Consider the following 11,284-nt stretch of genomic DNA (forward strand, 5'->3'; position numbering starts at 1 on the left):
CGGGCCCCGGCCCGGTCCGAGGAGCACGTGATGCCCACGAGCCGCACCCCCGCCACGGCGACGACCCAGACCGTCGCGCAGGTGAACCAGACCGTCCTGCTGGAGGTGCTGCGACGGCACGGCACGCTGTCCCGGCAGCGGCTGGCCGCCGAGAGCGGGCTGAGCACCGCGACCGTGCACCGGCTGGTGGAGGTGCTGCGCGCCGAGGGGCTGGTGGAGGTGGAGACGGAGCGGGCGCCGTCCAGCGGCGGCCGGCCCCCGCAGCTGATCCGCTACAACGCCCGCGCGCAGACCGTCCTGGCGATCGCGATGCGCCCGCGGCGGATCGTCGGCGTGGTGGCGGCGCTGGACGGCACGGTGCTGCACGAGGCCGAGCACCACTGGGCGTTCCCCGGCCCGGACCGGCCGCGGGAGATCGCCGCCGGGGACCTGACCGGCCCGCTGCTGGACCTGGTGGACGGCCTGCGGGACTGGGCCGGCCGCCACGCGGGCGCCCCCCGCGCCCTCGTGGCGGGTGTGCCCGGGGTGGTGCGGGACCGGACCGGGCTGGTGGAGTTCGCGCCCGCGCTGGACTGGCCCGGGCTGCGGCTCGGGGTGCTGCTGCAGGAGCGGTACGGCGTGCCGGTGGCGGTGGAGAGCAACGTCAACCTGGTCGCGCTGGCCGTCCGGGAGTCCCCGGCCGCGTCCGGGGTGCGGGACCTGGCGGCGGTCGTGGTGGGCATCGAGGTCGGCGCCGGGATCGTGCTGGACGGCCGGCTGCACCGCGGCCGGCTGGGCGCGGCCGGGGCGCTGGGCCATCTGATGGCCGGGCACGCGGCGCTGGACCGGCCACTCGGGTGGACCGGCGACACCCAGGCGAGGATCGGCGACCACGCGCTGGACCGGCGGATCACCGAGGCCGGCCTGGCGGTGTCCGGCAGCCCGGCCGAGCGGGTGGCGGGGCTGTTCCGGCTGGGGCGGGAGGGCGATCCGGCGGCCGTCCGGCTGATCGGCGAACTCACCGACGACCTGGCGCTGTTGGTGGCCAATCTCAGCGCCGTGCTGGCGCCGGAGCTGATCGCCCTCGGCGGGCGGCTGTTCTGGGAGAGCGGCGGCGAGCTGCCGGCCGCGATCGAGAGCCGGCTGCAGGGCCGGGTGCCGGTGCTGCCGCGCCTGGTGGTCGTGCACAGCACCACCACCGAGCTGGTCGGCGCGGCCGCGGCGGCGGTCCGGCTCGCGGACGGGGCCACCTTCATCACGCGCTGAGGCCCGGGGCCCGGCCGCCCTGCGCCCCTCTCCTCCCGCCACTATTTCTCACTATGATAGAAACTCCTTGTGCGTCAGCGACCCGAGGAGAACCGGATGCCCACCGCCGCCTTCGCGATGGACCCGGAGCGCTTCCCCGACGTCTACGGCCCCGAGGCACGCGCCCGGGTCGCCGCCCGGGCCGAGGTGCTGGCCGATCCGGCCTCCCCCGACGGCGTGTGGAGCGCCGAGCGACTGGCCGCCGCACCGGAGGCGCTGCGCGAGGTCGAGGTGCTGTTCACCGGCTGGGGCGGCCCCGTCCTGGACGCCGCCGCGCTGGCCCGGCTCCCCCGCCTGCGGCTGGTCCTCTACGCCGCCGGATCGGTGCGCCGGATCGCCGGCGAGGCGTTCTGGGCGGCGGACGTCCCGATCGTCACCGCCGCGCACGCCAACGCCGTCCCGGTCGCGGAGTTCACCGTGGCCCAGATCGTCTACGCCCTCAAGGGCGGCTGGCGCCACGTGCTCGCCGCCCGGGCCGCCCGCGCCGCCGTCCCCGCCGCCCGCACCCCCGGCGGCTACGGCTCCACGGTCGGGATCCTGTCGCTCGGCGCGACCGGACGGCTGGTCTGCGAGATGCTGCGCGGCTACGACGTCCGGGTCCTCGCGCACGACCCGTACGCCCCCGCCCCGCCCGGGGTGCACGCCGTCGACCTGGAGGAACTCTTCGCCACCGCCGACGTGGTGAGCGTCCACACCCCGCTGCTGCCGGCGACCCGCGGCCTCGTCGGCCGGCGGCTGCTCGGCTCGATGCGGCCCGGCGCGACACTGGTCAACACCTCGCGCGGCGCCGTCCTGGACGAGCCCGCGCTGCTGGCGGTGCTCACCGAGCGGCCCGACCTCTTCGCCGTGCTGGACGTGACCGACCCCGAGCCGCCGCTGCCCGGCTCGCCGCTGTTCACCCTGCCCAACGTGGTCGTCACCCCGCACCTGGCGGGCAGCCGGGGGCTGGAGCGCCGCCGCCTCGGGGACCTGGTCGTCGGCGAGTTCGAGCGCTGGCTGCGCGGAGCGCCACTGCGCCGGGCACTCGACCCGCACACCTACGAACGGATGGCCTGACCCGTGCCGGAGCCCCTGAACCGACGCCACCCCGACGTGGTGCTGATCCTCACCGACCAGCAGACCGCGGACGCGATGAGCGCCGCCGGGAACCCGTACCTGCGCACCCCCGCGATGGACGCGCTCGCCGCCGCCGGCACCCGCTACCCCGCCGCCTACTGCGCCCAGCCGCTCTGCACCCCCTCGCGGGCCAGCCTGATGACCGGCCGGCTGCCCAGCACGGTCGGCGTCACCGGCAACACCGGCGGCCCCGAGGACCCGCTGCTCGGACGGCTGTTCACCGGGGCCGGGTACGACTGCGGCTACGGCGGCAAGTGGCACCTGCCCGAACTGGACCTGCCCGCCGACCGGGGCTTCCGCCGGATCCACCCGGCGGGCGACGACGCCGGACTCGCCCGCGCCGCCGCCGCGTTCGTCCGCGCGCCGCGCGACCGGCCGTTCCTGCTGGTCGCCTCCTTCCTGGAGCCGCACGGCATCTGCGAGTGGGCCCGCGGCCAGGACCCGCGCACCGGCCCGCTCCCGCCCGCGCCGCCCGTCGCCGAACTCCCGCCGCTGCCCGCCAACTTCCCGGTCGGGCCGTACGATCCGGCGCTGCCCCGGCTGGCCCGGCTCGCCCAGCCGCACACCCACCCGACCGCCGAGTGGCGCGAGGACGACTGGCGCCGCTACCGGCACGCCTACTACGCCCTCGTGGAACGGGTGGACCGGCACATCCGCCTGCTGCTGGACGCGCTCGCGGAGCGCGGCGGCGACCGGGAGACCGTGGTGGTGTTCAGCTCCGACCACGGGGACGGCGCGGGCGCCCACCGCTGGAACCAGAAGTGGGCCCTGTACGAGGAGTGCGTGCGGGTGCCGCTGGTGGTCACCGGTCCCGGGGTGCCCGCCGGCGCGGTGGACGAGCGGCTGGTCGCGGCCGGGCTGGACCTCATCCCGACGCTCTGCGACCTGGCCGGCGTCGAGGTGCCCGACGGCCTGCCGGGTCGCAGCGTCCGCGCCGCACTCCCGCACGACAGCGTGGTGGTCGAGACCCGCTGGGAGATCCCCGGCTTCAACAACGCCCTCGGCCGGATGGTCCGCGCCGGGCGGCACAAGTACGTCTGCTACGCCTGGGGCGACCACCGGGAGCAGCTCTTCGACCTCGCCACCGACCCCGGCGAACTGGTCAACCTCGCGGTGGACGCCCGGCACGCGGCGCTGCTCGCCCGTTTCCGGACCCTGCTGTCCGAGCACTGCGCCCGGGTCTCCGACCCGTTCGCGCGGTTCGTGCCACGGGCCGTGTCCTGAAGCGTCGTCCCGCTGTCCCTGGTCGCCTACCCCGGGATGGTCGTGTGCTCGGTTTCGTGCAGGCGGGCCTGCGTGGCGCCGTCGCGGAGTGTCCGGAGTCCGAAGGCCGTGACGGGGCCGTGGGCGCCGGGGGTGAGGACGGCGCCGGGGGCGGCAGCGTGGCCGGCTCCCCAGGCGAGGAGGGAGGCGGTCATCTCGTAGGGGTCGGGGCCGGTGAGGGCGGTGGTGGCCAGGGGGCGGCCTGCCGCGTCGCGGGCGGTGGCGATGACGAGGGCCCGGCCGTCGGGGTCGGGTTCGCGGGCGGAACCGGGGAGACGCTCGGAGAGCTTGGTGACGGCGCCACGGATCGCGGGGGTGTGCAGCAAGGGTGCGGCGAGGCGGGTGCCGGCCCGGACGAGGCGGGTGGCCCGGCCGAACCAGCCCAGGCCCACGTCGACGCTGTCGAGGTGGGGGAAGGCCTCGGGCAGGCCGAGGTGCTCGGAGCCGCCGACGGTCAGTGCGGTGCGGGTGAGGCCCGCGTGGCGGAAGGTGAGCAGGCGGGCGCCGGTGTGCTCGGTGGTGAGGCGGGCGGGGCCGCCGGTGCGGGGGCGGCGGTGGGCGAAGGCGTCCTCGACGGCGGAGCCGACGAGTGAGGCGCGGGTGCCGCCGGTGGTGAGGGTGAAGGCGTCGCGCAGGGTGCTGCGGTAGCGCGTCTCGTCGCCGTGGCCGGAGCGGGTGAGGAAGTAGCCGATCTCGACGCGGCGCGCCTGTTCGCCCGCACGGGTGAGGGCGAGGGCGCCGGCGAGGTTGCCGGGGAGGTAGTCGTAGCCGAAGGCCGGAACGATGGTCGCGCCGCTGGCGGCGGCGATGTCGCCCAGGGCGAACGCCTGCCGGATGAAGGGGGGTTCTCCGGTGGAGTCGAGGTAGTGGGCCCCGGCCCGGGCCGCGGCGGTGACGGCGGGCAGGCCGAGCCGGGCGAATGGTCCTACGGTGGAGACGACGACGTCGGTGGGCTCGAAGACGCCGGCGAGGTCGGACTCCGAGGTGGCGTCGGCCTCGATGACGTCCAGATCGGCCCGGAGGTTCTCGGCCAGGGCGAGCATCCTCGCGCGGCTGCGGCCGACCAGGGTCGGCTCCTCGCCGCGGGCGAGCAGCTCGCGCAGCACGCGGCGGCCGGTGAAGCCGGTCGCTCCGAGCAGGAGGATTCTGCGCTTGTCCACGATGGTGCCTTTCGTGCGGAGGGTTCGGGGACACCTCCAGCTTTACACATTTGCGCTCTGGTGTTAACTTTGTAGGCATGCCGAAGGTCCCCTCCTCCCAGCTCGTCCTCGACGCCGCGTACCGCTGCTTCTGCCGCAACGGCTACCGCCGCACCACGGTCTCCGACATCGTCGAGGAGTCGCAGCTGTCGCGCCCGACGGTCTACAAGTACGTGGGGAGCAAGGAGGAGGCGATCGTCAAGGTCGTCCGGTCGCTGCTGGAGCGGGCCACCGCCGCTTCGGATGCCGCGGCCGAGGCGGCGGCCACCGCGGAGGAGACGGTCCTCGCCGTCCTCACGGTGAAGCTGGAGGTCGCCATCCGGCTCTGGCAGGACAGCCCCGCCCACGCCCAGGAGCTGTTGTCCGCGGCCACCGCCCAGGCCCCCGGCCTGGTCACCGCCTACACCGACCACCTGGCCGCACTCCTCACATCGACCCTCGCCCGGGCCGCCGGGGACGGCGCGCGGCAGGCTGCCGCCGTGCTGCTCACCTTCACCCGCGGCCTGGAGGAGGACCTGCGCGACACCGACGCCGTCCGCGACGAACTGCTGACCGGCGTGCGGATGATCACTCGCGGGGCCCTCGCCTCCACCACGTCCACCCCCGGTTGACCCGCACGGGCCGGCCCCGCCCGAAAGGCGCACCCTCATGCACAGCACCCCCGCCCCCGACTACTACCGCGACCAGCAGGCGTGGCGCGACCTCCAGCAGTTCCTGCCCGAGCGCCTGCGGCTGACCGACGCCACCGCGCCCGAGGAGGAGTACTGGGACTGGCGCGGGAACCGCGTCCACCTCGACCGCTACCGCAACCCGGAGGCGAAGGCGAAGGTCGTCCTGCACCACGGCGTGGGCACCAACGGCCGCCAGATGTCGCTCATCCTGGGCGCACCGCTGGCGCGGCGCGGCTTCGAGACCGTCGCCCTGGACAACCTCGGCTACGGCCTCACCAAGGTCAAGCCCGGCACCACCCCGTCCTACGACGACTGGGTCGACCTCGTCGTCGACTTCCTCGCGTACGAGCAGTCCCGCGACGACCGCCCCATCGTGCTCTACGGGCTGAGCGCCGGCGGCATGCTCACCTACCACGTCGCCGCCAAGGCCCCCCGCGGCACCCTGCGCGGCATCGTCGGCATGACCTTCCTCGACCAGCGCGACCAGCAGGTCCGCGACGAGACCTCCCACGACAAGCTCACCGCCCGCGCCGGCGTCCCCCTCATGGGCCTGATCGCCAAGACCCCCGCCGCCTCCGCCAAGTACCCGATGAGCCTGGCCTCCAAGATGTCCGCCCTCGCCAACGACCCGGACGCCATGAAGGTCCTCATGAAGGACCAGACCTCCGCCGCCAACTGGGTCAGCGTCCGCTTCCTCGACAGCTACGCCACCTACGCCCCCGCCGTCGAGCCGCCCGAGTTCGACGCCTGCCCCGTCCTGCTCACCCAGCCGGCCGAGGACCGCTGGACCCCCCACCACCTCAGCGTCCCCGTCCTGTCCCGCATCACCAAGGTCCCCGTCGACACCGTCATGCTCGAAGGCGCCGGTCACTACCCTCTCGAAGACCCCGGTCTCCGGCAGATGGAGGAGGCCATCGCCGCCTTCGTCAGCAAGAACACCGCCTGACCGACACACGCCCCGCGCGGTCGGCCCCGCGCGGTCGACGGCTGAACTCCCACCGCTGTTCAGCCAGGGCGCGGACGGGGGCCGACCCGGGCGGGTCGGCCCCCGTCCGCGGGTGGAACTACGGCCGGACGGCGATCAGTTCGCGCCCGCGCAGGGTGTAGAGCACGCCGTCCTCGTCCGCGGCCAGCCGGGCGCCGCTGTACCACTCGGCGTCCAGCTCGACCAGCACGGTGGCGGCCAGGGTGTCGCGGTCCAGCCGGAACAGGGTGCGCTCGCTGACGCCGTACAGGGTGCCGCCGAGGGCCAGCAGCCGGGGATTGGCGCCGGACACCGCCCCCAGGTCGGCCCGGCGCCCGATCACGGCGGCGTACCCGGGCCGCCCGGAGCCCCGCAGGTCGACGGTGAACGCCCGGCCGTTCACGGTGAGCCCGTACAGGGTGTGGCCGTGCACGACCAGGCTGCTGATGCCCGCGCCCAGGTCCGTCGCGGTGCGCCACAGTTCGCGGCCGGCCACCGGGTCCCAGCCGGCGAGGTCGCCGCGCGGACCGGTGGGCCGGGCGTTGTCGCCCCCGAGGAAGGCCTGGCCGCGGCCGGCCGCCACCGCGCGCACCAGCTGGTCGGGGCCGAGCGGGTCGGTGTGCACGGTGGGCCGGCCGCTGCCGGGCCGGTAGGTGACGAAGGAGCCGCCGCCGGTGGTGTCGGCCTGGACGCCGAGCAGCAGCAGGCCGTTGTCCCGGTCCAGCCGGATCACCTGCGGCCGGTTCTGCTCCTGGGGCAGCGCCGCCTCCTGGACGGGTGCCCGGTCGACGCCGGGGCGGTAGCGCCAGATGCCCTGCGAGGAGTAGACGCCCAGGTAGAGGGTGCCGTCGTCGAGGACCAGGGTGTCCTTGGCCTCGCCGGGCACCGGGAGCTTGCGGACGGTGCCGGCGGCCAGGTCGTGCAGGGCGAGCGAGCCGTTGCCGCCCACGTACACCCGCCCGGCGCGGGCCGCGACCGACATCCCGAGCTGGGCGGCGGCCGGCGCGCCCGCCTCGACCAGGTCCCGGGTGGTGACGGCCCGGGTGCCGAGGTCCAGGGTCCACACGGTGCCGCCCTCGGTGACGCCCGCCAGGGTGTCGCCGAGCCGGCCGAGGCCCCAGGAGTTGCCGTCGGGCACCGGCACCGCGAGCTGTTCGAGCGTGCCGGTGGCGAGGTCGTGGTGCCACAGCACGCCGTGCTCGGTGGAGGTGAACCAGAGGTCGTCGCCGCGGCGCTGGAAGTTGGTGACGCTCTTGGTGCCGGGGACGGCGAAGGAGCGCAGCACCCGGTGGTCCGCGGGGTCGAGCAGCGCGACGTGGGCGGGCGCGCCCTCGGTGGACACGGCCAGCAGGTCGTCGCCGAGGACGGTGATCCGGCGGATGATCGTGTCGCCGCGCAGGTCGGGCGGGGTGATGTCGGTGACGGTGCCGGTGGCCCGCTCGACGGCGTACAGGCTCGCCCGGGTGGCTCCGCCGCCGCCCGCGAGGTTGCTGCCGACGCCGAGGTAGGCGTGGGTCGCGGTGGCGGCGACGGCGCGGCCCTGGGTGGCGTTCGGAGCCGGGGAGGCGACCTCGGTGACGGCGCCGGTGGCCGGGCTCCAGGCGTACAGGCCGGGGCCGGCGGCCCGGCCCTTCTGCCGTCCGGTCGCGTAGACGGTGCCGTCGGGGGCGACGGCCACGTCCCGCACGTCGGCGCCGGGGACGTTGCCGAGCGCGGTCAGCGTCCCGTCGTAGCGGTAGAGGTTGGCCGCGCCGGGGGCGTCGGTGACGCCCAGGTGGAGGACGCCGTCCCGGGCGGCGGAGCCCTGGACGAAGTTGCCGGTGGGCAGCTCGACGGTGGTGGTCACCCGGCCGGTCGGCAGGTGGTGGCCGATCACCCGGGCGGGGGCGAGGTTGCGCGAGCCGATCCACAGGGTCTCGCCGATCAGGGTGGCGCTCATCAGGGGGAAGTCGGCGTTGCCGGGGCCGAGTGCGGTCACCTCCGGCGCGGTGGTCGCGGCCGCGCCGGGGGTCGGGCCGAGCACCGAGAGGGCGGCCACCGCGCCGGTGCCGAGCAGGAGTCGGCGGCGCGAGGGGTTGACGGCAGGCATGGGGCTCCAGGGTCCGGTCACGGGCGGGGCGGGGTCACGGGGCGGGGTCACGGGCGGGGCGGGGTCACGGCGCCGGCGGCGGCGAGCAGCTGCCGGGTGTACGGGTGGGCGGGGGCGGCGAACAGCTCCGCGGTGGGGGCCCGTTCGACCACCCGGCCCTGCCGCAGCACCAGCACCTCGTCGCACAGGTGCCGGACCAGCGCGAGGTCGTGCGAGATGAACACCAGTCCGATGCCGGTGCGTTCGCGCAGGTCGGCGAAGAGGTTGAGGATCTGCGCCTGGACGGAGACGTCCAGGGCCGAGGTCGGTTCGTCGGCGACCAGCACCCGCGGGCCGACGGCCAGGGCCCGCGCGATCGCGACCCGCTGGCGCTGTCCGCCGGAGAGGCGGTGCGGCCGCGCGTCGAGCACGGCCTCCGGCAGGCCGACGAGCTCGCACAGCCCGGCCGGATCCCGGTCGCGCAGCCCGTGGGTGGCCAGCGGTTCGGCCAGGGCCTCGCGCACCGTCATCCGGGGGCTGAGCGAGGCGTACGGGTCCTGGAAGACCATCTGCACCCGGCGCCGCAGCTCGCGCTCCTCGCCGCGGCCGGACCCGGCCCAGGGCCGGCCGTCCACCCGCACCGTCCCGGCCTGCGGGCGCACCAGTCCGAGCAGCGCCCGGGCCAGGGTGGACTTGCCGGAGCCGGACTCGCCGATCACCCCGACGGCCCGGCCCGGCGCGGCACTCAGTGAGACGTCCGCCAGGGCCGGGGGCCGGCGCCGGCCGTAGCGGACGGTGAGCCCCTCGGCCACCAGGACGGGGTCGGAAGCGACCACCTCCCTTGGCCTGTAGGCCTCCTGACGATCGGTCACTGCGGCGCTGCCCACCGGGAGGTGGCAGGCGAAGCCCGAGCCCCCGTCGGCGGTCCACTCCGGTTCCGAGGTCGCGCAGTGGTCCGCGGCGGCCGCGCAGCGCGGGGCGAAGGCGCAGCCGGCCGGTGCCTCGCCGGCCGCCGGCGGGCGTCCGCCGATCACGGTGAGGGGCCGGCCGGGCGGGCCGTCGAGCCGGGGCACCCCGGCCAGCAGCCCGGCGGTGTAACGGTGCCGGGGCGCGGCGGCCAGCCGCCCGGTCGGGGCCCGTTCGACGATCCGGCCGGCGTACATCACCTGGACGGTGTCGCAGCTGCGGGCCACCACGCCGAGGTCGTGGGTGATCAGCAGCACGGCGGTGCCGGTCTCGTCGCGCAGCCGGACCAGCAGGTCGAGGATCTCCACCCGGGTGCTGGGGTCGAGCGCCGTGGTGGGCTCGTCGGCGATCAGCAGCTCGGGCCGGTTGGCCATCGCCATCGCGATCAGCACCCGCTGGCGCATGCCGCCGGAGAACTCGTGCGGCCGGTCGCGGTAGCGGCGCGCGGGCCCCTCGATGCCGACCAGGTCGAGCAGTTCGAGCGCCCGGGCGCGGGCCTCGCGGCGGCTCGCGCCGTGCACCAGGGCGGCCTCGGCGAGCTGGCGGCCGACCGGCATCCGGGGGTTGAGATGGGCCAGCGGGTCCTGGAAGACCATGCCGATCCGCCGGCCGCGCACCGCCCGCACGGCGGGCTCGGGCAGGGCCAGCAGGTCGGTGCCGTCGAAGCGGACGGTGCCGCCGGTGGTGCGGCAGCCCGGCGGCAGCATCCGGTTGACGGCCAGCGCGGTGAGGGTCTTGCCCGACCCGGACTCGCCGACCAGGCCCAGGATCTCGCCCGGCCGCACGGTGAAGTCCACCCCGCGCACCGCCTCGCCGCCGCCCGCCGTGACGCGCAGGCCGCGCACCTCCAGCAGCGGTGGGGCGGGCACGGCGGCGGGGGTCGGGGTCTGGGCGGTCTCGGTCGTGGTCACCGCAGTCTCTCCCGGTTGAACGAATCGGCGAGCAGGGTCAGGCCGAACACCAGCAGGCCGAGCAGGACGACCGGTGCCAGGGCGTAACCCGGGTGGAGGAAGAGGTACTTGGAGCCGGTGTTGATCATCGTGCCGAGCGAGGGGGCGGGCGGCTGGATGCCGAGGCCCAGCACGCTCAGCCCGCCCTCGATCTTGACGGCGTGCGCCATCGCCACGGCGAGCAGCGCGGTCGTGGCGTCGACGACGTTGGGCAGCACGTGGCGGCGCAGGATCCGGCCGCGCGGCACGCCGAGCACCCGGGCGGCCACCACGTGGTCGCGGGCCAGCTGGCCGAGCAGGGCCGCCCGGGCCTGGCGGCCGAAGGAGGGCAGCGCGCTGAGCACGACGGTGGCCACCACGCTGCCCAGCCCGGGGCGCACCAGCAGGGCGAGCGCGAGGCCGAGCAGCAGGCCGTGCAGGCCGAGCAGCAGGTCGAAGAGCCGCTGGACGGCTTCGCCGAGCAGCCGGTTCAGGCCGCCGAGCAGCCCCAGAGCGGTGCCGAGCACGGCGGCGGCCGGGACGGCCAGCAGGCAGACCAGCAGTTCGGTGCGGATTCCGGCCAGCGCCCGGGCGAGCAGGTCGCGGCCGACCTCGTCGGTGCCCAGCAGGTGGGCCGCGGACGGCCCGGCCAGCGCGTCCGGGCCCTGCCGGTACGGGTCCAGGGCCGCCAGCGGGCCGAGCAGCCCCAGCAGCACCACCAGGAGGACGAGGAGGGCGCCGGTGCGCCCGCGCCGGTCTTCGAGCACCCGGGCCGGGAGACCTTCGGCGCCTCGGTGAACGTCACCCGCAAGGGCGGCACGATC

9 protein-coding genes are annotated in these 11,284 nt (G+C 76.0%); 5 read left to right on the top strand and 4 right to left on the bottom strand.

The window, feature by feature from the left end; all coding sequences use genetic code 11:
* The first annotated feature begins 30 nt into the window (after window positions 1-30).
* The 3 genes from AB0E96_RS09730 (at window position 31) to AB0E96_RS09740 (ending at window position 3,624) form a co-directional block, all read left to right on the top strand.
* On the top strand, window positions 31-1,245 hold the full coding sequence (locus AB0E96_RS09730; protein WP_359820704.1) for an ROK family protein: 1,215 nt from the start codon (window positions 31-33) through the stop codon (window positions 1,243-1,245).
* Window positions 1,246-1,341: 96 nt separating this feature from the next.
* Window positions 1,342-2,340, top strand: coding sequence for a hydroxyacid dehydrogenase (locus AB0E96_RS09735; protein ID WP_359820706.1), 999 nt, complete (start codon window positions 1,342-1,344; stop codon window positions 2,338-2,340).
* Window positions 2,341-2,343: 3 nt separating this feature from the next.
* Entirely contained in the window at window positions 2,344-3,624 is a 1,281-nt protein-coding gene (locus AB0E96_RS09740; RefSeq protein ID WP_359820708.1) for a sulfatase-like hydrolase/transferase, read from the top strand.
* 26 nt (window positions 3,625-3,650) lie between these two features.
* Here the strand turns inward: AB0E96_RS09740 and AB0E96_RS09745 are convergent, their stop codons facing one another.
* On the bottom strand, window positions 3,651-4,823 hold the full coding sequence (locus AB0E96_RS09745; RefSeq protein WP_359820711.1) for a saccharopine dehydrogenase NADP-binding domain-containing protein: 1,173 nt from the start codon (window positions 4,821-4,823) through the stop codon (window positions 3,651-3,653).
* 77 nt (window positions 4,824-4,900) lie between these two features.
* On the opposite strand from AB0E96_RS09745, the gene AB0E96_RS09750 reads away from it, so the two are divergent.
* Entirely contained in the window at window positions 4,901-5,473 is a 573-nt protein-coding gene (locus AB0E96_RS09750) for a helix-turn-helix domain-containing protein (protein WP_359820714.1), read from the top strand.
* Window positions 5,474-5,510: 37 nt separating this feature from the next.
* A complete protein-coding gene (locus AB0E96_RS09755; protein WP_359820716.1) occupies window positions 5,511-6,479 on the top strand; it encodes an alpha/beta hydrolase in 969 nt (322 codons plus the stop codon).
* Window positions 6,480-6,597: 118 nt separating this feature from the next.
* On the opposite strand, the gene AB0E96_RS09760 is transcribed toward AB0E96_RS09755, so the two are convergent.
* Genes AB0E96_RS09760 through AB0E96_RS09770 form a run of 3 tightly spaced genes read right to left on the bottom strand, consistent with a single transcriptional unit; the run spans window position 6,598 to window position 11,227 of the window.
* Window positions 6,598-8,586, bottom strand: coding sequence for a hypothetical protein (locus AB0E96_RS09760; RefSeq protein WP_359820718.1), 1,989 nt, complete (start codon window positions 8,584-8,586; stop codon window positions 6,598-6,600).
* A gap of 47 nt (window positions 8,587-8,633) precedes the next feature.
* On the bottom strand, window positions 8,634-10,442 hold the full coding sequence (locus AB0E96_RS09765) for an ABC transporter ATP-binding protein (RefSeq protein WP_359820721.1): 1,809 nt from the start codon (window positions 10,440-10,442) through the stop codon (window positions 8,634-8,636).
* The gene (locus tag AB0E96_RS09770; protein ID WP_359820723.1) at window positions 10,439-11,227 is read right to left on the bottom strand and encodes an ABC transporter permease subunit; all 789 of its coding nucleotides are present in this window, start codon (window positions 11,225-11,227) and stop codon (window positions 10,439-10,441) included. Before AB0E96_RS09770 ends, AB0E96_RS09765 begins: the two co-directional genes overlap by 4 nt.
* Between the last annotated feature and the right edge of the window lie 57 nt (window positions 11,228-11,284).

The organism is Kitasatospora sp. NPDC036755 (assembly GCF_040636595.1).
GTDB lineage: Bacteria > Actinomycetota > Actinomycetes > Streptomycetales > Streptomycetaceae > Kitasatospora.

Bases quoted from the DNA above. Each gene is read 5' to 3' on its own strand.
- AB0E96_RS09730 (WP_359820704.1), top strand. From the start codon at position 31: ATGCCCACGAGCCGCACCCCCGCCACGGCGACGACCCAGACCGTCGCG.
- AB0E96_RS09735 (WP_359820706.1), top strand. From the start codon at position 1,342: ATGCCCACCGCCGCCTTCGCGATGGACCCGGAGCGCTTCCCCGACGTC.
- AB0E96_RS09750 (WP_359820714.1), top strand. From the start codon at position 4,901: ATGCCGAAGGTCCCCTCCTCCCAGCTCGTCCTCGACGCCGCGTACCGC.
- AB0E96_RS09755 (WP_359820716.1), top strand. From the start codon at position 5,511: ATGCACAGCACCCCCGCCCCCGACTACTACCGCGACCAGCAGGCGTGG.
- AB0E96_RS09760 (WP_359820718.1), bottom strand. From the start codon at position 8,586: ATGCCTGCCGTCAACCCCTCGCGCCGCCGACTCCTGCTCGGCACCGGC.